Source organism: Methanoregula sp. (assembly GCF_028679125.1).
Classification (GTDB): domain Archaea; phylum Halobacteriota; class Methanomicrobia; order Methanomicrobiales; family Methanospirillaceae; genus Methanoregula.
In genome coordinates this window covers 16,699-39,250 of the sequence record NZ_JAJRCG010000002.1, presented here as the reverse complement: position 1 = coordinate 39,250, position 22,552 = coordinate 16,699, and the positions used below count along the sequence as shown (strand labels likewise).

The window sequence follows — 22,552 nt, the reverse complement described above, 5'->3', positions numbered from 1 at the left end:
CCCATGACCACTAAGGTATTAGCAGGTGACAGGATGCGAAAGGACGTTGTACGGCAGGGGCGTCTTTCCGGCACACGGTCAGCGGAAATGGTCCGTTTTCTCTCTTCAATGCAGGCGGACCGGCATATCGCACGCGCTGACCTGCTCGTGGATATTGCCCATGTGCTGATGCTGGATACGCAGAAGATCAACGAACGGGCAGTCACAAAACCCATAATTACAACGCTGCTCGGGTACTACGATGACGGGATCCCGGACGATGTATTCGATGAGCGGTTCGAGGATGTACACGCAGGGATCGAATCACTCCTGATAGAATCGATCGGATCAGAGGCCGGCGGCAGGATGCATGTCGGGAGATCACGGAACGACGAGGTGGCGACCTGCCTCCGGATCCGGCTCCGCGAGGACCTGCTGGCCCAGATGGCAGCACTCATTCACGTCCGGGCAACCCTGCTCGCAATTGCAGAGAAACACACCACGAGCGCAATGCCCGGGTTCACACATCTCCAGCACGCCCAGCCGACAACGCTCGCCCACCATCTCCTTGCCTACGAGCAGGCATTCTCCCGGGACTTCGACCGGCTCCTCTCGGCGTATACCCGGGTCAACCGCTCCCCCCTCGGCGCTGCCGCGTTCGCCTCCACGGGATACCCCATCGACCGAAATCTCACGGCAGGACTCCTTGGCTTTGACGGCCTTGTTACCAACACCATGGATGCGGTTGCCACCCGGGATTTCGCGCTCGAAACCCTCGCCAACTTAAGCATCATGATGGCGAATGTGAGCCGGCTCTGCGAGGAACTGGTCATCTGGAGTTCAGCATTTGTCCGGTTCGTAACCCTCGACGATGCAGTCTGTTCCACATCCTCCATCATGCCGCAGAAGAAGAACCCGGATATCGCCGAGATCATGCGGGCAAAGTCCGGCGCGGTCTTCGGGGCGTTTTCCAGTGCGTTTGTCACGGTCAAGGGGCTCCCGATGAGTTACAACCGCGACCTGCAGGACCTCACCCCCCACCTCTGGCGCGGGGTGCAGGATTCCCACGACAGCATCGTCATTCTCTCCGACATGCTGGCCGGGGCCACGTTCGAGACGGAACGGATGGCAGAAGAGGCCGGGAAAGGCAATTCAACTGCCACCGAACTTGCCGACTCGCTGGTCCGGTCGTACGGGCTTCCCTTCAGGACCGCCCACAATATTGTCGGGAGGGCAGTCCAGAAGGGCGACCTCTCCCTTGCCACGCTGGAAACCGCAGCGCAGGAAGTTGATACAAAGATCTCCCTGAAGAACCTGGGCCTGACCCAGAAGGAGATCGACCGGATGCTCGATGTGCAGCACTCCCTTGCCCTCCGCACGGCACCGGGCGGGCCGGCACCGGCGGCAACCAAAAAAGCCATTGCCCTGCGGAAGCGGCAGCTGAACGCAGATACTGCAGACGTAAAGAAGATACAGGCATCCATTAACCTGGCAGAAAAGATTCTCATTACAACAGCACGGAGGCTGGTAGCATAACATCAGAGTTCAGTTCAGGCGATCTCGTCCAGTGCAGGTATGGCGGGAAGAGCAGGAAGGGCATTTACATTACCGAACGCGATGGCATGGCCGTTGTGAAACTCACATCGGGATACAACATCGGTGTTCCCTCCGGGGCCTGTACCTTTGTTGAACGCCCGGTACCTCCTGCGGGAAAACCCCTCGAGATCCATCAGAACAAGAACCTGCCCAACCTCTCCATCGTCTCGACCGGGGGGACCATTGCAAGCAGGATCGATTACCGGACCGGATCGGTGACAAGCCAGTTCAATGCCAGCGATATCCTCGTTGCCATACCGGAACTGGCGCAGATCGCCAATTACCGCACCATCCCGCTTGCCACTATCCTCTCGGAGAACATGACACCCGCTATCTGGCAGGACCTTGCCCGGGCAGTGTATGACGAGGTCAACGGCGGTGCAAAGGGCATCATCGTCACGCACGGGACCGACACGATGGCTTACAGCGCGGCAGCGATCAGTTTCATGATCGATACCCCGGTCCCAATCGTCTTCGTCGGCTCCCAGCGATCCGCGGATCGCCCCTCCAGCGACAATGCGATGAATGCCGCATGTTCTGCGGCTGCGGCAACAAGCGATCTCGGGGAAGTCGTGGTTGTCATGCATGCGACAACAAACGACGACACCTGCGCCATCCACCGGGGTACCCGGGTGCGCAAGATGCATACATCCAGGCGCGACGCATTCCGGAGCATGGGCATCCCGCCCATCGGTGAGATCGAATATCCCTCGCGGAAGGTAACCCTGGCACCGGATGCAGTCCGGCGCGGGACCCATAAGCTGGCACTCCACGACAAGCTCGATCCGCACTGCGCTCTCATCCAGTTCTTCCCGGGCATGTCCCCGGACATCCTGAAGGCTTACGAAGGCTACCACGGGCTCGTCATCGCAGGGACCGGGCTCGGGCATACCAGCACAACGCTCATCCCCCCGTTGAAACACCTTGCCGAAAACGGGACGCTGGTTGTCATGACCTCGCAGTGCATGAACGGCAGGGTCTGCGACCGGGTGTACGATACCGGCCGCGACCTGCTCGATGCCGGTGTCATTGAGGGCGGCGACATGCTGCCGGAAGCTGCACTCGTCAAGATGATGTGGGTGCTCGGCAATGAGAAGGATACAAAAAAGGCAGCAGCACTGATGCAGACCGATCTCAAAGGCGAGTACAACAGGAGGAGCGGCCATGGATTATAAGAAGGCCGGCCTTGTTGCCGGGATCGAGATCCACCAGCAGCTGGACACCGCGGAGAAACTCTTCTGCCACTGCCCGACAACCCTTCGCGAAACATCCGAGCATCATGGCGAGTTCTCGCGGTTCCTGCGGGCAACGGTCAGCGAGATGGGAGAGATCGACCGGGCTGCAAAGGAAGAGATGAAGAGCGACCGGAAGTTCCAGTATTATGCCTACGACACGACATGTCTTGTCGAGAACGACGAGGAACCCCCGGCACCGATGAACGATGAGGCGCTCGCGGTCTGCCTCACCATCGGGAAGATGTTTGGCATGACCCCGGTGCCGCAGGTACACACGATGCGCAAGCTCGTGATCGACGGCTCGAACACGAGCGGGTTCCAGCGCACGGCTCTTGTAGCCCTGAACGGAACGCTGCCGAACGGCGGGGAGATCGAGACGATCTGCCTGGAGGAAGAGGCGGCGCAGCGGGTCAGGGACGACATCTTCTCGCTCGACCGGCTCGGCATCCCCTTAATCGAGATCACGACATCGCCGTGCATGCACACGCCGGAAGATGTCCAGAAGATTGCGGAATACATCGGCATGGTGCTCCGATCCACCGGCAAGGTGAAGCGCGGGATAGGTACGATCCGGCAGGATGTCAATATCTCGATTGCAGACGGTGCCCGCGTGGAGATCAAGGGAGTGCAGGAACTGGACCTGATCGCCGAGGTGGTCCGGCGCGAGGTGCAGCGGCAGCAGAGCCTCCTTGCCATACGCGACGAGCTGAAGAGTCGCGGGGCGCACATTGGCGTGACAACCGGGACGGATGTTACTGCCCTTTTAAAGGATACGAAGTCCACGGTCCTGAAGAAAGCGAAAAAGATCCACGCGATCGTCCTTCCGGGGTTTGCCGGTCTTGTCGGCCGCGAGATCCAGCCGGAGCGCCGGCTCGGCAGCGAGATGTCGGACTATGCAAAGAAGTGCGGGGTTGGCGGGATCTTCCACACGGACGAACTTCCGGCATACGGGGTTACCGCAGACGAAGTAACCACCCTCAGGACGCACATGAAGGCCGGAGAGAAGGACTGCGTGATCCTTGTTGCGGGCGCCAGCGAGAAGCAGGCATCGTGTGCGATCGGACAGGTGATCACCCGCGCAACGATCGCCCTCTCGGAAAAACCGGTTCCCGAAGAGACGCGGAAGATGCTGGAAAGCGGGAGCTCCGCCTATATGCGCCCCCTGCCCGGAGCAGCCCGCATGTATCCCGAGACCGATGTCCTGCCGGTCATTATTGATGATGCCCGGTGGAATGCTGTCACGATTCCTGAACTGCTCACCGCACGGGCCGAACGATTCGCAAAGGAGTACGGAATCGAACACAACTATGCCATGCAGCTGGCCGGTTCCGACAAACTCCCGCTCTTTGAACGCGCAGTAAAGGACGGGATCAAACCCAAGCTCGCCGCGTTCACGATCCTCGCCACCCTTACGGAACTCCGGAGAGAGGGAGTGGACACAAAAAAGATCTCTGATAACGTATACCTTGCCACGTTACAGGCCGTGGAAAAAGGACAGGCAGCAAAAGAGGCAATTCCGGATCTCTTCCGGAGCATTGCCGGGGGGAGTTCCCTTGAGGAGTCCCTGAAGAAACTGGCACCCTGCGTCTCCCGCGGGGAACTGGAGACCCTCGTCAGAAAGATCCTTGCTGACCGTGCAGAATTTATCGCGCAGAAAGGAAAAACTGCCCTTGGCCCACTCATGGGCGTCGTGATGGCAGAAGTACGGGGTTCGGTTGACGGAAAACTGGTCAACGAAGTCCTGCGGACTGAACTCGATAAGGTAGTCGGCGGGAAGTGAGGAACTCACCCCGCCCCAACATTTATCACCAGCACAGCCGAATTAAGTAAGGAGTTTGATTATGGGCAAGACAGGCACAACCCTCTGGGCTCAGGTAAAAGGCGTGAAAGGCAAGATCCGGCTCGTCCCTAAGAAGGAAGGCGAAGCAAAGACACCGGGTCCGAACCAGCGCTTCAAGGCAGGAGCCAAAGTACAGCAGCTCGACCAGATTGCAGAAGCACAGGGTGGCCGCGGCGGTTCACGCGGTGGCCGTGGCGGCAGGCGCGGTGGCGACCGCTCGGGTGGATCCGGTATGAACGAGTCCACGGCAAACCCCATGATCCGCCGGCACATGAAGCGGCCAAAAGTCTCCGCGCTCGGCTCAAAGGCCAAATCATCCCGGTAAACTATTCCTATAAAAAAAGGGCCCAGGATGGGTTGAGGTCCCTTAAAACCTCTTTTTTCGCACAGTTATACAACGAGGCCCTGTCGATTCAATCCGTCAAGGATAACTATCTTTTATCTCAACATCTATGGTGACTATGGATATTCCAACTGCGGTAAAGAGTTACCAGTTCGGGGAACGGGCAAAATCCGAACTGATCATGATCTCCCAGCTCAGCATGGCACTTCCGGGATTTCAGGAGAATGAGCGTGCCGGTGGCCGCCGCATGCTGATCATGATGATGGAGCTGACCAGAAGCGAACTCCAGTTTGCTGCACAGAGTACCGGCCGGTCTGAATTCCAGAACGCGATCAATGCACTCAACGAGGCCATCTCCCTGATCGAGAGCAGCCACCCGGAAGAGGCAACGCGGAAGATTGCCGCGGCAATCAGTGCATCCACTACGCCGGCACAGGAAGCCTGGCAGGGACTTTCTGAACATGGAATCCTCTGATTTCCTCGCGTTCGTGACCGGGCGATCCTCGGTCCGGGAATACGAGAATGAACCGGTCGGGCAGGATGATATCGACTATATCCTGAAATGCGCCAGCAGGGCACCGAGCGCCGGCAACCTTGAGGCTTGGGACGTTGTCATCGTTACCGAGGAAGATACCCGGGCGGCACTTGCCGAGGTCGCGTTCGCGCAGGCGCATATCGAACAGGCACCGGTCATCTTTGTCGTCTGTTCCAATTACGTCCGTTCCATGTCCCGGTATGGCGAGCGGGGGATCCTCTTTGGACTCTAGGATGCAACCATTGCCTGTACCTATATGATGCTCGCTGCACATGCACGGAACCTCCAGAGCTGCTGGACGGGGGCGTTTGAAGACGACGGCGTGCGCGAAGTCCTTGGCCTCCCCGCACACCTGCGTCCCGTTGCCCTGCTCGCAGTCGGAAAAGGCCACCTGCCCGGCCAGATCACCGGGCGTATTGATGTGGGAGAACACGTGCACCGCGAAACCTGGTGAAGGGGAGAATATGCCTGACTATACCGTAACAATGGAAGCCGCATGGCTCGTCCGCGATGTGAAAACATTAGACGATGCCATCGGGATTGCTATCAGCGAAGCCGGAAAGCGGCTGAACCCTTCGGCAAAATATGTTGAAGTCGAAGAAGGATTCCTTACCTGCCCGTACTGCGAGGAGACCCTGTCGAGCGCGATCGTTGTCGCGGATACCGCACTGGTCGGGCTTGTCCTTGAGATGAAAGTGTTCCGGGCAGAGTCCGCGGAGCACGCAGAGCGGATCGCAAAGTCGGTGATCGGCAAAGCGCTCCGCGATGTCCCGTTAAAACTCGTGGAAGTGCAGGAACAATGATCCATGTCGTAGGACATACAGCGGTCGACCATATCTCCAAGGTCTCCCGCCTGCCGGAGAAGAACTGCTCGACACACATCACGGACCGGCAGATCTATTTCGGCGGCGGGGCAGCAAATATTGCTGCCGGCATCGCCATGCTGGGAGAAACGGTCACGCTGCATTCCTGCGTTGGCAGCGATTTTAAAGGAAGCGAGTACGATCACTGGATGACAAAACTTGGCGTTCACCAGCAGTTCGTTGTCGTGCCGGATGCACACACCCCGACAGCATTCATGTTCACGGACGAGGCCGGTACCCAGATGACCTTTTTTGAATGGGGAGCATCCCGTGCGTTTCGGGATGCAGAAGCTCCTGCCCTTCCGCTGGTCCATATGGCAACCGCCGACCCGGAGTTCAACTGCCGGGTGGCTGAGAAGAGCGAGTTCGTCTCCTTCGATCCCGGTCAGGATGTGTTCCTGTACAACAAGGAATTGCTGGAATCGATCATTTCCAACACCGATATCCTCTTTGCAAACCAGCACGAGGTGAAGCAGATGTGCGCAACCCTCGAGATCACCCGCGAGGAACTCATCGGCCGGGTCAACATGGCGATCTTCACGATGAGCGGTGACGGAAGCACGCTCTACACCAGCGGTCACGAGCATTTCATCCCGGCGGTACCGGTTACCCTGGCCGATCCCACCGGCGCCGGGGATTCCTACCGGGCCGGGTTCCTCTCTGCTTATGTCCGCGGATATTCACCGCTGACCTGCTGCAGGATCGGCACGGTAACGGCATCGTTCGTGGTGGAACATGTGGGATGCCAGACCCATCTTCCGGACTGGCAGGCCATGCAGTCCAGGTACCTCAAACCGTTCGGGACTCTTGAGAACCTGAAAAAAGGAGCGGGTGCATGAGCTGGGCTGCGCTCACCTCCGGTGGAAAAGACTCAATCCTCTCGTGCCAGAAGGCCATCGACAGCGGGAAAGATGTTGAATACTTGGTCACCGCACGGCCGAAAAACCGGGACTCCTACATGTTTCATTCGGCAAACCTCGATGTGGTTCCCGTTATTGCAAAGGTTGCGGGCAAAAAATACGTGGAGATCCCTACCGAAGGGAACAAGGAGGAGGAACTTGCCGATCTTGAGGCGGGACTTGCCGCACTGGATATCGAAGGCGTGATTGCCGGTGCCGTGGCCTCGGAATACCAGGCAGAGCGCGTCAGGAAGATCACCGACAACCTGGGGCTGGAACTCTTCACCCCGCTCTGGCATATGGACACCGGACTTCTCCTTGAGGAAGTGGCGCTGCGGCTGGATGCCCGCATTATCGTTACTGCCGCGGAAGGTCTTGACGCGAGTTTCCTGGGCGCACGATTTGATGAGGCACTCATTCACCGGCTCAAACGCGTTGCCGCAACACGGCGGATCAACCTTGCCGGAGAAGGGGGAGAGTACGAGAGCATCACCCTGAATGCACCGTTCTACTCGCGCCCGATCACCTATGTATCGGCACAGGTCCATTCCACGCATGACCGCCATGAACTCGTCCTCGGGGGGTTCGCATAATGGCACAGGGAGGGGATGTGAAACTCGGGCAACTAACAAAATATATTTTCACGGCACCCACCTGGCAGCGTTCACTCTTCCTCATGATCCTGCTGGGCCTGGTCATTGACGGGGCAAATGCCCGTGCATGGCTGAGCCTCCCCTCTTCAGGAATCATAGCATTTCCCCTCCCTACGGTCATCAGCGATTACCTTTCCCTGCCGGCAACGTTCCTGTTCTCCGGAACAATTGCCTTCACCATTCCCGCTATTGCTGCACTGGTCCTGACCAAGCCTGTCATCGAATACAGCGGCAAGACCATGACCTGGAACCGCTCCGCGCTGCTCGCCCTTGCCTGCACGGTGTTCGGCGTTATTATCACGCTGGCTGCGATGGCGGTCTCGATCACGCTGGTCCCCCTCTGCTATGCAATCTCGCTGGGCTTTATTTTCGGGCTGCGGTTGTTTGTGCTGACGGCGATAGCGGATTACCGCGTGCCAAGAATGATCATCCCGGCGCTTACCCAGAGCGGGGTGGGTGTCCTTGCCGGCATGTTCCTGTTCACCCCGGCCTTCGCGGTCTTTGCCCTGGTTCTCCACATCGTCTTCGGGCTGGGTTTTGCCATCCTCATCTGGATGATCGAGCGCCCGCTCCGGAAGGCATTCAAGATCCGGGGACTGGCATTCGTCAATGCGTTCATTGCCCACATGACCGATGGCTCCAAGGGAATGGAAGACTTCTTCAGGGAAATTGGTGAAGAGGTCTTTGTCCCGCAGGTCAGCTTTTTCTTCCGGAGAACGGGCGCAAAACCGGTCATGTTCACGATACCGAACCTCCACCCGGGACCCATGGGAGAGATCGGCGGGGGCAACCTGCCCAAGATCCTGCATGACAGTTTCGATGATGAGACCCTGGTCGCCCACGGGTGCGCAACGCATGACTTCAACCTGGTGTCGGAATCGGAAAGCCTGAAGGTGATCGATGCCCTGAAAAAATCCCGGCAGGATCTGACCTATGCCGCAGGGGCTGGAAGATCAACTCTCGTAACCACGGGCACGGTCCAGGTTCTCTGCCAGCGGTTCGGGGATTCCGTGCTTCTTGTCACAACGCGTTCCCCCCACCGGACAGAGGATGTTGACTTCTCGATCGGATCAACCATCATGGCCGAGGGGCACCGGTTGTTCCCGCATGTCGCAGTTGTGGATGCCCATAACTGCATGACCGATCTCTCATCACCGGTGCTCATTGCGACCCAGACCGCAACGGAATACCAGCAGGCATCCATTGAAGCTATGGAGAAATGCCGGGCAGCTCCCGTTCACCCGTTCCGCATCGGGGCTTCCCATATCACCGTTCCCTATAGTCGCGAACAGGGATTCGGGGATCTGGGAATTCTGGTCATGATGGTGGAGGTTGACGGCCAGCGAACTGCCTACATCCTCATCGATGGGAACAACATGGCCGCAGGAGTGCGGGAGATCATTCTCGAACAGGTTCATAAGCTTGCCGAGCATGCAGAGGTAATGACTACCGATTCCCATGTTGTGAACACCATTACCGGGAAGAACCCGGTGGGCCTGAATGTGCCGGTCGCAGAATTTCTTCCCTATGTCATGCAGGCGGTCCGTGCGGCCGCTGATGATCTGGCTCCCTCCGAGACCGCAGCTGCAACAGCACATTGCGAGCATGTGGTAGTTTTTGGCTCGAACCGGATCTCCCAGCTTGCGAGCACAGTGAATGCGATGCTGGTGTTTGTCGCCCCGCTCTCACTTGCCATGCTGCTCCTGGCATTCCTGCTCTCGCTCGTGGCCTATGCCGTGATGCTAAAATAAAATTCAATGATTTTTTATTCTTTTTTTAATCCGGCTGTCCTCTGACCACAAGATATATTCGTGAACAGGAGGGTATTCTCCTTTAACAGAAAGGAGGCTTGCAGACAAGGACGTGCTCCTGAACTCATGGTTGTTTTGTACAGCGGTTGAATTCCCGACAAGGATATACCAGGTGATCAGATTTCATCCGTCCACAATCCTGACAACCCGCTGGATCGGCGTTGACTTAAACACAACCGGCCATGTGGCCGTTGTTGCCGACCCGGAAAGCGGAAAAGTACTGAAACTGGGAAAGAACATCCACCATCTTCACGCACATTCGATCAAGAACTGCACGAAATTATTCAAAGAAGGCAAACTCTGGAAACTGAAAAAGACCAAGACCCGTGAACAAAAAGAGTTCAGGTCCGCCCTGCACGCGATCTGCCGGCAGATCGTATCCTTTGCAGAACATATGGGTACCGGCATCAAATTCGAACGTCTCTTCTCGACCCGGTATTCGCGTCCCAAAAATGCTTCTGACCCGTTCACGTTCTCATTCGGGAACGGATCGTTCTTCTCATTGCAACGGCTCGTAGAGAAGAAGGCGCATGACCGCGGGATCGATGTGATCTACGTGAACCCGGCCTACACCTCGAAGCGGTGCAGCCGTTGCGGGCACTTCGGCCGGCGGTCGCAGAAACATTTTGAGTGCCCGCACTGCGGATATGTTGCGCATGCCGATGTGAACGCAGCGTTCAACATTGCAGCGACCCCGCTGTACTATTCGGTGCCGGATTCTATGACCGAACTGACTGCAGAAGAGATGCGGTTTACCAAAAAGCAGCTCCGGAGAATGAACCGGGCGATGAAGACCCGGACTCCGACACCGGCGCCCGCAATCACGAGCGGGATGATGAATGAGAACATGCTGGCGGTGCTGTTGTAATTTTTTTCAAGGGGGGGGGTTATTCTCTGCGGACGAGTCCGTCGTATGATGTCTAAAGCATGGCCTGCTCTTGGGGGTGACACTCCGGTAATACGGATAGAAGAGAGATCGGTTTTAAAAAATCATTCTACAACAAAATAAATATGCATTTTTTTAATTTTAGGATATTTTATGATTTGACAAAGTATATCCGAATGCTGATTAGAATCAATTTTAGAGAATATGTCAACACCAAAGATCGAATCAAATGTTAATGAAAATTCAAATGTGTGGTATACACAAGGACTTGAACTTCTCAAATCTGAAAAATATGAAGAAGCTCTTCAGTGCTTCGATAAAGTATTAGAGATTAATCCGAAGGATGGATTCGCATGGATCAAGAGAGCATTTGCTCTTTCATTTTTAAAAAAATATGATGCGGCAATTCTAAGTTATGACAAAGCAATAGAGAATAAAATTAATTTTCCAAAAATATGGTACCTTCGCGGATTTTTACTCGGAGAGGTAAAAAAGTATAACGAGGCTCTTCAGAGTTTCGATAAAGCATTAGAAATTGATCCAAATGATTCCGATGCTTGGAGTTCTCGTGGAGTTGCACTTGCAAGTTTAAAAAAATACGAAACGGCTATTCAAAATTTTGATAAAGCATTGGAAATTGACCCAAATGATTCAGTGATTTGGAATAACCGAGGGAATGTACTTGCACATATGGAAAGATATGAAGACGCTCTTCAGAATCTCAATAAAGCGGTAAAAATTAATCCAAAATATGCATTAGCCTGGGAAACTCGTGGAACTGTACTTCAAGATTTAAAAAAGAATGAAGAAGCACTTCAAAGTTACGATAAGGCATTAGAGATAAATCCGAAGATAGCATCGGTGTGGTATAATCGTGGAACGGTTCTTGGTGAATTAAAAAAATATGAAGAGGCAATTCAAAGTTACGATAAAGCATTAGAAATCGATCCGAAGATAGCATCGGTGTGGTATAATCGTGGAACGGTTCTTGGCGAATTAAAAAAATATGAAGAGGCAATCCAAAGTTTTGAAAAAGTACTGGATATTGATAGTAAGGATATCAATGCTTTGACCAACAAGGCATTTTTACTAGTTGAATTAGATCGGGTGGATGAAGCGGAATCATGTTTTGATTCGATTCTGACTCTCGATTCAAAAAATGTCGCTGCGATTTGGGGAAAGGGTTTCCTTCAAGGAAAAAAGGAATTTTCAAAAAGCCAATTTGAATACAAAAAACAGATAAAGGACAATCAAACGCGGTTATCTAAACTTGCAATGGAGGGTGTTGAAGAAGCATTAAAAGAAAATTCAAACTTGATTGAAAATTTAAAACATGGACTTGACCGTGTAAAATTATTGTATCATATCAATTTCGTAATCGGAGTGATGTTATTACTTATAGCCATATATGCTGGTTTTTTTGCTCAAAACGTCACACTAGCCGCAATATTTGGAAGTGGCGGAATTATCACAACAGTATTGGCATTTCTTATTTTTACTCCCCAACAATTACAGAAAAATGCGGTTGGATTTTCACAATGGATGATAGCTTATTCCAATTGGTCAAATACATTTTTTGCAGCAAGTATGATTTTCACTCAAGAAGCTCTTGAAGAAAGATCAATGGAATGGACAGAAGTTGTTGAAATTCATGAGTATCTAAAACGTATGTCAATCGAGACAATTACATTAATGGAAAATTGTTGTAAGGATAATGGAGGGCGATATTATGATTTTTTACGGAAAAAGTTTCCCTGAACATGATTACCTAAATCGGAAAAATTTTTCCGGACGTTTGGATTTGGGAAAAAAATTTCGGGTCAGAAAAATATTTTTCCCAAACATTTTGCTCGCTCTTGCGATGCCTCCAGAAAATCTGATCAACATCATGTCGTGGAATTATTCCGGTAATTCGGAGACATCGCAACCGGGGGTGCCCACGCGGCGGGGGCAGAGTCCGAATGGTCCATCAGGACCATGAGGATGTGTCCCCCGAGAGCGTCAGAAATCCATCCTATTCGACAGTATCCGGGGTGTTCTCCAGCCCCGTATTCTCCGACGTGAGATACCGATTCTCCCAAGTAAAACGACAGGGCCAAAACAGGGGTTCTTTTCACTTGGCAGGTATATTGGTCGATCCATCATGAGATCGGCCTCCCAATAGCGTACATTAAGGTTTTTTTTCAAGGCACTACCTTGTGATTCAGGCCAAACGGGGACCATTTTGAGGAGCCACGGAAACCATGAGCTGAAATTACCCTATTTTTACAGATAATTGGTCGTGGGTACGGGTTGGGACACATCAGTCTCCGACGGAGAATGGGATCGAGGGGAGTGATGTTCCCGGGGGGGGTTAGGGGATGATCCTGGGAGATGGGGGGAATGGTTACGTAGGGTGATACCATAATAAAAAAATCCAGCAGAATTTTCAGGGCAGTAATTTTTCAAAAATAAAAATTAAAAAAATCCGGCCCAACCACTCTCCGGAAAAAATTCTCCAATCCCCCCATCACCGCCCAATGGGCGAGGCCTTGGCATCGAACGGGTTGGTCCGCATGGCAAGCGAGAAGAGGTACAGGTAATGTGTTTTGAGATATAGCATGTAGCTTAACCATTCGCGGACGAGCAGCCCGTACACCCGGTTCATATCCCCTGATAGGTGCGCATAATCCGTATCCGGAAGATTCTCTAACGTTTCCCGGACCCGGAGTTCCTCGGTTGCATGGAAGAGCGCCTGCATCAGTTCCGTAAACGTGTCATACTCGATCAGGTACGGGTTCTCCAGCAGGGTGAGCATGAGGGGCTTGTTCTGCGATAAGAACCGGTTGAGGTCCGGCAGATCGAGGTCCCGACTCCGGATTGCCGGGGTGTACTGCGCAAGGATCGCGCCGGCTTTTACAAAATCCTGATCTGTCCATGAACCGGAAACGACCAGCGCATCGCAGATCCGATCGCACGCAGGGTCGGGTGCGGAGAATTTCCGGAGCAGGGCTGTGCCGACCTCGGACCCCGATCAGCATATTGATCTTGCGCAGGCGCTCGATACGTTCGCGCTTTTCGATAAAGTTTCAACAATCGTTGCCGCAACCGCAATAAAACACCCGATACCGGCCAGATGATGATCGTGGTTTTTTCCCGGCAATCGTGTGGGGGGAGATGTCGCCAAATCCCACGGTCGCAATCGTCACGATAACAAAACAGAACGCATCGAACGGGTGGAGATCTTCGGTAAGGATCAGCCCGAGGGTCCCGCAGATCACAACAATTGCGAGAATTGCGAAATATACCCGGACACGAAACCCGATCCCTTCCGCTATACACTGAATCTCTCTTCCGGTGCTATAAATAGACCGTGAATGCGGTACGGATACCCCCGACCAGATTCGAACTGGTGTCGCCGGCTCCAAAGGCCGGCATGATTGACCGCTACACTACGGGGGTTTTCATGAACTGTTCTTCCTTCACCCGCTGGGAAAGGTCATATATGGTTGGCAGTCGGGGACTATAAGCATACCTTCCCGGCTAACGATTTATTCTTTCACCCGTCTTGAGAGTACACAGCGATTTAATAAAAAATATTCAGAACTGCCGCATCAGGATCCAATCATGATATCTGTTGGTTTTTCATGACCGGGTTGCTTTACCGGTTCTTTGGATTCTTTCAATTTTGTCTCCGCATGTTTAATGGCTGGGAGAACGGGTTCTTCGTATTTCTGGATCTGTTTTGGAAGTCTTGCCAGGATCTCTTTGCTGACTTTGAGTTGTTCTTTCATGACACCCGATAATTCCACAAGAATCTTGTTCTGCTCACCGACAAGATTTTCCAGTTCGGGATTCCGGGAACTACCCGGTTCAGAATCCTGAATGGCACCGGGTTGCTTTTTTATGAATTCTCCTCGGCGTTTCCAGATTTTACTAATGCTGTCAATTCCTTTCTTTCGCGTGGGAAATGCTTCCCGGTACCGCTCATAGAATTCATGACTGTCAGTACATTTGATGACCAGTTCGATCTCTGCTTCATCAATTTTTTCATATTTTCGTTTCTGGACCCGCGGCATAAATTCTCCATACTATGTCGGTAAGGAGGCAAAAAAGAATTGCGGTATGAATCCAATCCAATTTATCATTGGATGCGATACTAAATAAGAGTACCAACGTCATAATAAGAATTTTTTTTATAATAAACAGGGCAAATTTACGATTCCAAATTGGAAATGCAATTCCAGTATTTTTAAAAACCAATTATGAAATTTTTATACGAATAAGATTGGATTTCCAGTTTTCCTTACTGTGAAAACACTGAATAAATATCCCACCATTTGGAATATTTGGATATATTTCTGTTATCAACGTAAGATTCATAATCGCTATAATTAAAATGTGCAAAGAATGAATCAATTAAGGAAAAGAATTGAAAGTCAGACAAATTTACTGATGAGAGTAGATTTCAAAATATTTTGACAATATGAATTTTAGAAGGAAAATTAATACATTGGAAATATATGAAATTTTCACATACGCACCCCACACACCAGAGGATAACAAGGGAATTTGAAAAATTGGAATGGTATCATTAATTGAAAATCATTCTAATTTTTCCAAAGTATAAGAGATTCCAGAGATCTCCCGAACATTCAAATTGAAAAACAACAAAGTAAACCAAGTCAAAAGGATGCAGAAAGAAAGTTCTCCAGACTTTGGAATTAAATTAAAATTTATAATTAGAACTGATGAGATTAGAATCTAAAAATTTGGATTTCAAAAAAGTATCTTCATAATAATCCCACAATGGAAAAAATTGGAAAAGACAAAATTACACCAGATAAATGAATTGAAATTAAAATCCAATTTTTCAGGTTAACCACTCAAATATTAATTGGAGATTGAAGATTTATACTGTAAAAAGATCCAATGTTCTGTTTTTCAGTCGCCAGATTAGAGAAAATATCTTGAGACCTATGTACACGATTCGGAAGATTTCCACGGATAATTTTCAAAATATATTCCCCCGAAAAGATACCCATAAGCATCACAGATTCTCTTCAATTTCCCAATACAACCAATACACAAAACCATTCCTTGCCAGTGATTCCCATCATCGCACTATGTAATTACCTCAACACGAGGGAATTCCATACCACCTCGAGAAGACAAATCGATTTTATGTCAATGCGACATCTCCAGGATGTAACCACGGATCAAATCATGAGAGGCCGATAACACAAACCGGAAAAATTTCATTACAATTTGATGTGCAAAAAAGAATGATTTTTGTATAGCAATATATGGTTTATATCAAGGAAAATAAAAAAAATCAGGCCTTTTCATTGGATCCGGAGAGCGGGAAATACTGCAGGTAAACCTGGCGCCGCTCATCGATATCAGTGTGCAGATAAATTTCAGTTGTCTTGATGGATGAATGACCAAGATTTTCCTGAACAACCTTCAGATTTTTCGAGCGTTTGTACAACTCGCTGGCATAGCTGTGCCGTATCTTATGGGGCGTTATCCCTGCAGGGGCATAGTGCTTGAAAATGTGCTGGATAGCCCTGGAGGAGATATGTTTTCCCTGCTGTCCGATGAATAAAGGCCCCATAATACGATTCCCGATAAACTTCAGGATATCGGCAAGCGAGTCCTCGTCAATAAAAACAAGACGGATCTTGTCCCCTTTTCCCCGGATCCGGATTGTGTGTTCATCAAAATCGATATCTTCGACATTCATGTTACAGAGTTCAGATACACGCACACCCGTTGCATAAATTGTCCTTACGATGAGTTTGTCACGGGGATCTTCGATGGAATCTATCAGACGGAGCACCTGGTTATGTTTCAGATATTTTATTTCCTGCTGTTTTATCCGGGGGCGATCTATACCAGTTATCGGGTTTGTATTGACAATCTCCTGGGAATACAGGTAGCGGTAAAAGGAACTCAGTGTTGAAATCATCCGGTGAAATGTTTTGGGCTTATATGTTTGCATTGACGAGACAAAGGAGAGAAAATCATTGATCATGACCGGAGTTACTTCGACAGAGGTATCAAGTCGGGCTTTTTCAAAATCCTTCCAGAAAAAAACGAGTTTTGTCGGATCGGCATTCCGGCGGAGCCAGACATAGTACCCGAAATGCTTGATAACCTGCTCATAGCTATCAAGCGTTCGGGGAGAATAATTTCTCATGCGGAGGTAGTTCCGGTAGCTTTTGAGCCACTCGGAAAAATAACCGCGTTCCATGCTCTATTCTATCATATCTCTAATAAATAAAGGTTTGCGCAGAATAACTATTCTGCGAAGTCTCCAAATTGCGATATCTCCACAAATATTTGAGAGATTTTGCAGAGCACGGCAAACGGTCGTTTTGAATATTGAATAGAATTTAATTATCCATTCACTACCAGTCTTACCAATCAATGAAGAAAAATCAAGAACTGATGAATCTGAAAGAAATTATATTACCTCAAAAAGGGGGGTTCTTTTCATCACGGAGGTCCAACAACCCATCAGTCTTGAAAAACTCCGTTGGATGCACGATATGAACGTTTCAGGGGATCTGGAAATGGTTACTATGCAGATCAAGAGAGAAAACGTGAGATATTTATAAAATAAATTCGATTAAAAACCTGTTTTAGCAGGTATGATCGCTCCCTACTTGTACCGCCAGTCCGCGATAGATATGGGCCGCATCGCAATGCCTTCGAAAGAGACGGTCAATCCACAGATCATGGAATTCTTCGAGTAACAGTGAGGAATTGCAATCAGATGAGGTCCACGCGGGGGAATGAAACCCTCACAATCGACCTGCAAAAAAAACAATATCAAATCTGTAGAAAAAAGAAATTATAAACGTAAAAATGTAACCAAATAATCCACATTACAATACTTCCCATTTTCCATCGTGAATTATGAGAGTGTAGAAATTAAAGATGTAAATTTTTTTCACGTGATCTGATATCCATTTGTGCCATCCGGTTTTGACGAGGACAGGGAATTACAATGCTTAAGAATTAATTCCAAGAATATATCGTCATCACAACAGGATTACCCGTGAGGTGGGAAAGGCACTCCGGATCGCGTCTGTTTTTCTTATGAAATATGCATAAATGAGATAAAATCGGGTTAATTTATTGAAAAATACCTTATATTGGCAGCGGGCTCCAGAATGGGTCCTATTTAATTAAAAAACTCAAAAATTTATGCACCTGCTAATGACCCTGCTTGTTCTGAAAATTTAATGTTGCCGGACATAACAAATCAACAAAGATTTTGACTTACGTTAAATAATATTAAACTCATCACAGCCAGGGTCCAGGTTATGACCATTGAGATTATACTCCTATAGTCCAGTTCAGAGGGGAATTTTGTAGTTGAATTTGACGTGAATATTCTTATTAACTGCTTTATGATGAACATAATCCCCTGACGAGAGGAGATAATTGGCAAATCGCGATCAAGTTCTTCCAATTCACATACCATATAACGATCATCATAACGAACGCATACGGTGAGAACTACGTTCCTAAAAACAACAATATCCACTATGAATAGAAGATTCGTTATCACCGATTTAAGAACGCTCATTATCGAGTCGTAGTACACCTTACCACAAAGGGAAACACAGAGTATCAGTAACCCGACAGTCAGACCTGAAGCTTCCGAAAGAGAAACGATTGAACTGGAAGTATCGGTTATTATCCTCACTTTTCAATCCTTGAGATAGAAAACAAAGGCAGTAAATGCGATTTTCATGGGGAGATTAAATGGACCCAAATTATTCCCATATGGAATCGTTGGATAGAATTCACTATCATGAACAGAAGTTCGAGGAAGTCACGCACGGGTATGAAAAAACGAGTCCAGATCACAGAGATCCCCCACAGAATTGTAATAACCACAACCATTTGGGGTTATAACGGTTCTCATTTTTTTATGAATGCCGGTGAGTGGTTGCCAGAGAATTACCAGGTATTCAGCATTTTTCCCGAATTCGCGCTTTAAACAAGTTTTCAGACAAAAAGATCAGTTGTGTCACCGTGACTAATCGGTATACCTATTCTACATCCCTGAAGGGATGTACAATTAGCAGATTCGGGATATGTTGGTATTTCGGGTTAAATTTCAAAAAGGGGCATAAATTGACAGTATTTAAAAATTATATTCCATTTGTCTCTCTTTAAATAAACCATATGATGCTATACATAACAAAACGAAAAAAGTAATACAACGCTTTCTCAAACAGATCGCGTCACACTTTATTCAATAACTTGGCACAAGACCATTTTTCTCTACAGGATATGGTGTATTGAAAATGATACAGTAGTTAAAAGAACTGTAAAAATGCTGCTCAACTGGTAGGATGTACGATCGCGTTTTCACTAGATGAAAGATTATAAGCAAAGGGAATCATTGGTAATATTAGACAATGGATGAAAATACCCAGTTGCTGAACCCCAAACAGGTTGCAGAAATTCTTGGTGTTCACCAAAAGACCGTCCATCTCTGGCTTCGATCCGGAAAATTAGAGGGAACAAAAATATCCTATCGTGCCTGGAGAATACCAAAAGCGGCGCTTGATTCATTTATTACAAGGAATACCAATATCCGATCATTGCAACATACCAGATTACCCATGGGGAATAATCAAGAATTAACCACTACTATAAAGTCCCCCAATCAGCAAAATGAAACGCACAGTGCAGAAAAGGAAAATAATGATGCCTCACCACAGGTAAGAATGAAGCATTATATCCAAGATATCATGGGGGAACAACCCCCAAAAAAATAATTGTGAATTCTCAGTCTCCCTTTTTTATTTCAAATATTTTTTATGAACGGTTCTTGACTATTGTATTGGCACTTATAGGACTCACTAATCATCCGGCTTCGTTATGTGTTAATTCTAGACAGATTAATCCGAGTTATCCAAAAAATTTCTGAACAGTCACGAGATGAAACGGAGTCTCATGCCAAATGATATAATTTCATTTTGACTACCAACCATTTTCTCATACAATCCGGTGGGAGATTCACCGATATTGTGACTAATCCTCGATAAAAAAAGGAAAACCCATACTTATTTTATAAATAATAAACCAAATAATGCTATACAGAAAACAGAAAAATGTCCATTAAAAAATGATGACATCAATCAATGGGTGTTCAAACGTGGATGATTCAGGAATACAACAAGAGATCAACAAGTATAAAAAATTCAAAAAGGTCGATGGTGCCACCTACCATAAAGTGAACCAGTTTCTGCGTAAGAGAACGTACATTACCGCTCGTGAATGGGCCCTGGCCAGATTGTGTACAGACTTCCGTACCTCCGGAGGGGCAGAGATGACATTTATTGGAAAGCATCTGCCAGAACTTGTTCCGTTCATGGAAGACACATACACCCCCCAGGCAGTCAATCAGGCACGGAATTCATTCAAACGAAAAGTCCGTAAAGCCAGTGCTACATTCTTCTATGGCGCCATGTGTGGATTTTTTACTACAGATGAACTTGACGACCTCCTTTTTGAAGCCAGTGAAGTTTCCCGTTTCCTCCTGGAAGTCGAAGGGACCACCCTCGACATAGATGAGGAGATTGATATTGAAGATCGTATCACCTGCGTAATGAGAAGTGTCGGCGAGGCAGCAAAAACCATGCTTAAGACTCGTAATGAGGACAGTAACAAAACCGATGAATCGCAGGATGCCATACCAAATTCTCCTGAAAAACTTCAGGAAAAATCCCTCATCCTCCCTTCAATTCCATCCACGGATCAAAAGATAGACCTCACACCATTGATTGGGAAGGAGTTGCCGGATAATTCGGAAAATAATTCACCATTACAGAGGGGTGTCCCGCGTCCTCCCGAAGAAAAAACCAGCGAAACCAATCATCAGGATTTTCTCATCCGGGAAGAACATAGTGATAGGAAGACATCATTATGAAAATTATTCAGGTCGCAGGCAGGTCAAACTCAGGAAAAACAACATTCATCCGAAAACTGGTTCCTGAACTGAAAAAAATTGGATCTGTAGGCGTAATAAAACATCTGGGGGATCACGAGTATCATCTTGAAGATGAGAAAGATACCACCCATTTTTTTAATGCCGGTGCAGACATCACAACCGGGATTGATGCAAAAAAAACCGTATCGGTAATTGACAGTACGGAGCTTGATGATACCCTGCGGTTCTATGCTGACAAGGGGATCGGGTTTGCCATCATTGAAGGATATAAAAAACGATCCTTTGCGAAAATTGTGATTGGAAACCTCGAGATAGATCGGTGCGTATTATCCAATCCTACGACTGATGACGTAATACAATCGCTCCATCTTTTTGACGATTTTAAATAACTGTAATACAACAAGTGGTAGTGCATATGACCGTAAAAAAAATGCAGAAACGATTATTCGGAACAAACGGTGTGAGAGGAGTTGTTGGAAAAGAACTCACACCGGAACTGGTGCTTGCAATTGGTAAATCCCTCGGTTCAATGCGAAAGGGTAGGATCGCCGTTGGCAGAGATACTCGTACTTCCGGCGATATGTTTGTAAGAGCCTTGAAAGCAGGGCTTCTTTCTACCGGCTGTGATGTTGTTGATTGTGGGATTCTGCCCACACCAGCACTACAGTATACTGTCAAGGGAAAATTTGACGGAGGAGCAATGATCACCGCATCGCACAATCCTCCGGAATATAATGGCGTGAAGATCATCGAACCGGATGGCACAGAGATGGGAGATGAGGAGACCATCAAACTTGAGCAGATACTATTTAACCGGTCATTCACAACGGTTCCCTGGGATAAAGTCGGGACAGAAACCGCAGCCCCGGAACATATTGAACACTATATCAAAGCAATCACCGGTTATTTTTCTGGCAAGCCAGGCAAAGGAATGACCGTAGTCGTTGATCCAGGATCCGGCCCGGCATGTCTGACCACATCACGAATACTTACGGAAATGGGATGCAAGGTAATCACCATCAATGGAATAATGGATGGAACATTCCCTGGCAGGCTGCCGGAACCATCAGTAGAGGGCCTGAAGAACTGTGCTGCCCTTGTCACAAGCAGCGGCGCTGCATTCGGGGTTGCTCATGACGGGGATGCAGATCGTGCGGTGTTTATCGACGAACAGGGAAGGTTTGTCGAGGAAAACCAGCAATTTGCGCTGATAGCACAACATATCTGCCATAATAAGAAGGGAATTATTGTTACCCCGGTCAGCACGGGGCAGATTCTGGAATCCGTTGCCAAATCGGAACAATGTTCGGTAGAATATACTGCCGTGGGAAGCATTTACGTTGCCAGGACCATGCGTTCATTGCTGGAACAGGGGAAACCAGTGATTTTCGGAGGTGAGGGGAATGGTGGATTGATCTTCCCCGATCATCAGTTCTGCCGGGATGGGGGCATGACTGCAGCAATGATGGTGTTTCTTCTCTCATCAACCGGGAAAACGCTTTCCGAGCATGTTGACCAACTCCCAAAACGGGTGATTATCAAGGAAAAAATTGCCACTAACAAGGGAGCCGAGATACTAGAATTATTAAAAACGGTTTATTCGCATGAGATAATTGATGAAACTGATGGTATAAAAATACACAAAAAAACAGACTGGGTTCTCGTAAGATCATCCGGCACCGAACCCATCATCCGCATTTTCGTTGATGCTGACACCAGTGTCACAGCAGCGGCATTCTATAATGAAGTAAAAAACCACATACGGCAGATCCTTGCGATCTAGTGGATTTTTCCATATAATTGATACAATTTCTTCAAATGCCTATTCAGGGATATTTCATACGTTTTTACACAAATAAGAGCCAAATAATGATTTATATAAAAAAATGACAGACATTACTCTTCCATTTAACAAAAAAAGAAAAAATTGAGCGCATTATGCTCAAATAAAAAA

Annotated in this window: 19 protein-coding genes, 1 tRNA gene and 1 pseudogene; 16 read left to right on the top strand and 5 right to left on the bottom strand. The window is 48.7% G+C overall.

The window, feature by feature from the left end:
• Nucleotides 1-33 precede the first annotated feature (33 nt).
• The 12 genes and pseudogenes from argH (at nt 34) to LUQ43_RS01855 (ending at nt 12,398) form a co-directional block, all read left to right on the top strand.
• Nucleotides 34-1,515: an argininosuccinate lyase gene (argH, locus tag LUQ43_RS01910; protein WP_299963238.1), complete on the top strand. Its 1,482-nt coding sequence runs from the start codon at nt 34-36 to the stop codon at nt 1,513-1,515.
• Nucleotides 1,512-2,750 (top strand): Glu-tRNA(Gln) amidotransferase subunit GatD, encoded by a 1,239-nt coding sequence (gatD, locus tag LUQ43_RS01905; protein ID WP_299963645.1) that lies wholly within the window; start codon nt 1,512-1,514, stop codon nt 2,748-2,750. Before argH ends, gatD begins: the two co-directional genes overlap by 4 nt.
• On the top strand, nt 2,740-4,590 hold the full coding sequence (gene gatE / locus LUQ43_RS01900; RefSeq protein WP_299963236.1) for a Glu-tRNA(Gln) amidotransferase subunit GatE: 1,851 nt from the start codon (nt 2,740-2,742) through the stop codon (nt 4,588-4,590). Before gatD ends, gatE begins: the two co-directional genes overlap by 11 nt.
• 61 nt (nt 4,591-4,651) lie before the next feature.
• Nucleotides 4,652-4,975 carry a DUF5350 domain-containing protein gene (locus LUQ43_RS01895; RefSeq protein ID WP_299963234.1) on the top strand — a complete coding sequence of 108 codons (324 nt, stop codon included), beginning with the start codon at nt 4,652-4,654 and terminating at the stop codon, nt 4,973-4,975.
• 136 nt (nt 4,976-5,111) lie between these two features.
• A complete protein-coding gene (locus LUQ43_RS01890) occupies nt 5,112-5,468 on the top strand; it encodes a hypothetical protein (RefSeq protein WP_299963232.1) in 357 nt (118 codons plus the stop codon).
• Nucleotides 5,455-5,982 (top strand): annotated as a pseudogene (locus LUQ43_RS01885) (nitroreductase family protein). Before LUQ43_RS01890 ends, LUQ43_RS01885 begins: the two are co-directional and overlap by 14 nt.
• Nucleotides 5,983-5,992: 10 nt before the next feature.
• Nucleotides 5,993-6,331 carry a DUF555 domain-containing protein gene (locus tag LUQ43_RS01880; RefSeq protein ID WP_299963230.1) on the top strand — a complete coding sequence of 113 codons (339 nt, stop codon included), beginning with the start codon at nt 5,993-5,995 and terminating at the stop codon, nt 6,329-6,331.
• Complete coding sequence (locus LUQ43_RS01875) at nt 6,328-7,230, top strand: carbohydrate kinase family protein (protein ID WP_299963228.1); 903 nt, start codon at nt 6,328-6,330, stop codon at nt 7,228-7,230. The genes LUQ43_RS01880 and LUQ43_RS01875 overlap by 4 nt, the downstream gene beginning before the upstream one ends.
• The gene (locus tag LUQ43_RS01870) at nt 7,227-7,883 is read left to right on the top strand and encodes a diphthine--ammonia ligase (RefSeq protein ID WP_299963226.1); all 657 of its coding nucleotides are present in this window, start codon (nt 7,227-7,229) and stop codon (nt 7,881-7,883) included. Before LUQ43_RS01875 ends, LUQ43_RS01870 begins: the two co-directional genes overlap by 4 nt.
• Nucleotides 7,883-9,694 (top strand): DUF2070 family protein, encoded by a 1,812-nt coding sequence (locus tag LUQ43_RS01865; protein WP_299963224.1) that lies wholly within the window; start codon nt 7,883-7,885, stop codon nt 9,692-9,694. Before LUQ43_RS01870 ends, LUQ43_RS01865 begins: the two co-directional genes overlap by 1 nt.
• A gap of 172 nt (nt 9,695-9,866) precedes the next feature.
• Nucleotides 9,867-10,622, top strand: a complete 756-nt coding sequence (locus LUQ43_RS01860) for an RNA-guided endonuclease TnpB family protein (protein WP_299963222.1) — start codon at nt 9,867-9,869, stop codon at nt 10,620-10,622.
• A 222-nt stretch (nt 10,623-10,844) separates the two neighbouring features.
• Nucleotides 10,845-12,398, top strand: coding sequence for a tetratricopeptide repeat protein (locus LUQ43_RS01855; RefSeq protein WP_299963220.1), 1,554 nt, complete (start codon nt 10,845-10,847; stop codon nt 12,396-12,398).
• A gap of 751 nt (nt 12,399-13,149) precedes the next feature.
• Here the strand turns inward: LUQ43_RS01855 and LUQ43_RS01850 are convergent.
• The 5 genes from LUQ43_RS01850 to xerA form a co-directional block, all read right to left on the bottom strand.
• Nucleotides 13,150-13,437 (bottom strand): hypothetical protein, encoded by a 288-nt coding sequence (locus LUQ43_RS01850; protein WP_299963218.1) that lies wholly within the window; start codon nt 13,435-13,437, stop codon nt 13,150-13,152.
• A gap of 271 nt (nt 13,438-13,708) precedes the next feature.
• On the bottom strand, nt 13,709-13,900 hold the full coding sequence (locus tag LUQ43_RS01845; protein WP_299963215.1) for a potassium channel family protein: 192 nt from the start codon (nt 13,898-13,900) through the stop codon (nt 13,709-13,711).
• Between the two features lie 108 nt (nt 13,901-14,008).
• Nucleotides 14,009-14,081 (bottom strand) — tRNA-Gln (locus tag LUQ43_RS01840).
• Nucleotides 14,082-14,233: 152 nt separating this feature from the next.
• A complete protein-coding gene (locus LUQ43_RS01835) occupies nt 14,234-14,698 on the bottom strand; it encodes a hypothetical protein (protein ID WP_299963213.1) in 465 nt (154 codons plus the stop codon).
• A gap of 1,256 nt (nt 14,699-15,954) precedes the next feature.
• Entirely contained in the window at nt 15,955-16,875 is a 921-nt protein-coding gene (gene xerA / locus LUQ43_RS01830) for a site-specific tyrosine recombinase/integron integrase (protein WP_299963211.1), read from the bottom strand.
• A 2,185-nt stretch (nt 16,876-19,060) separates the two neighbouring features.
• On the opposite strand from xerA, the gene LUQ43_RS01825 reads away from it, so the two are divergent.
• The 4 genes from LUQ43_RS01825 to glmM all read left to right on the top strand — a co-directional run bounded on the left by LUQ43_RS01825 (nt 19,061) and on the right by glmM (nt 22,381).
• Nucleotides 19,061-19,423, top strand: coding sequence for a helix-turn-helix domain-containing protein (locus LUQ43_RS01825; protein ID WP_299963209.1), 363 nt, complete (start codon nt 19,061-19,063; stop codon nt 19,421-19,423).
• A 380-nt stretch (nt 19,424-19,803) separates the two neighbouring features.
• Nucleotides 19,804-20,577 (top strand): DUF5806 family protein, encoded by a 774-nt coding sequence (locus tag LUQ43_RS01820; protein WP_299963207.1) that lies wholly within the window; start codon nt 19,804-19,806, stop codon nt 20,575-20,577.
• Nucleotides 20,574-20,987 carry a molybdopterin-guanine dinucleotide biosynthesis protein B gene (gene mobB / locus LUQ43_RS01815; RefSeq protein ID WP_299963205.1) on the top strand — a complete coding sequence of 138 codons (414 nt, stop codon included), beginning with the start codon at nt 20,574-20,576 and terminating at the stop codon, nt 20,985-20,987. The genes LUQ43_RS01820 and mobB overlap by 4 nt, the downstream gene beginning before the upstream one ends.
• A gap of 26 nt (nt 20,988-21,013) precedes the next feature.
• Nucleotides 21,014-22,381 (top strand): phosphoglucosamine mutase, encoded by a 1,368-nt coding sequence (gene glmM / locus LUQ43_RS01810; RefSeq protein ID WP_299963203.1) that lies wholly within the window; start codon nt 21,014-21,016, stop codon nt 22,379-22,381.
• Nucleotides 22,382-22,552 lie beyond the last annotated feature (171 nt).

Bases quoted from the DNA above. Each gene is read 5' to 3' on its own strand.
- LUQ43_RS01855 (WP_299963220.1), top strand. From the start codon at position 10,845: ATGTCAACACCAAAGATCGAATCAAATGTTAATGAAAATTCAAATGTG.
- LUQ43_RS01825 (WP_299963209.1), top strand. From the start codon at position 19,061: ATGGATGAAAATACCCAGTTGCTGAACCCCAAACAGGTTGCAGAAATT.
- LUQ43_RS01835 (WP_299963213.1), bottom strand. From the start codon at position 14,698: ATGCCGCGGGTCCAGAAACGAAAATATGAAAAAATTGATGAAGCAGAG.
- LUQ43_RS01850 (WP_299963218.1), bottom strand. From the start codon at position 13,437: ATGCTCACCCTGCTGGAGAACCCGTACCTGATCGAGTATGACACGTTT.
- LUQ43_RS01870 (WP_299963226.1), top strand. From the start codon at position 7,227: ATGAGCTGGGCTGCGCTCACCTCCGGTGGAAAAGACTCAATCCTCTCG.
- xerA (WP_299963211.1), bottom strand. From the start codon at position 16,875: ATGGAACGCGGTTATTTTTCCGAGTGGCTCAAAAGCTACCGGAACTAC.
- argH (WP_299963238.1), top strand. From the start codon at position 34: ATGCGAAAGGACGTTGTACGGCAGGGGCGTCTTTCCGGCACACGGTCA.
- glmM (WP_299963203.1), top strand. From the start codon at position 21,014: ATGACCGTAAAAAAAATGCAGAAACGATTATTCGGAACAAACGGTGTG.
- gatE (WP_299963236.1), top strand. From the start codon at position 2,740: ATGGATTATAAGAAGGCCGGCCTTGTTGCCGGGATCGAGATCCACCAG.
- LUQ43_RS01890 (WP_299963232.1), top strand. From the start codon at position 5,112: ATGGATATTCCAACTGCGGTAAAGAGTTACCAGTTCGGGGAACGGGCA.
- mobB (WP_299963205.1), top strand. From the start codon at position 20,574: ATGAAAATTATTCAGGTCGCAGGCAGGTCAAACTCAGGAAAAACAACA.
- LUQ43_RS01865 (WP_299963224.1), top strand. From the start codon at position 7,883: ATGGCACAGGGAGGGGATGTGAAACTCGGGCAACTAACAAAATATATT.
- LUQ43_RS01875 (WP_299963228.1), top strand. From the start codon at position 6,328: ATGATCCATGTCGTAGGACATACAGCGGTCGACCATATCTCCAAGGTC.
- LUQ43_RS01895 (WP_299963234.1), top strand. From the start codon at position 4,652: ATGGGCAAGACAGGCACAACCCTCTGGGCTCAGGTAAAAGGCGTGAAA.
- LUQ43_RS01880 (WP_299963230.1), top strand. From the start codon at position 5,993: ATGCCTGACTATACCGTAACAATGGAAGCCGCATGGCTCGTCCGCGAT.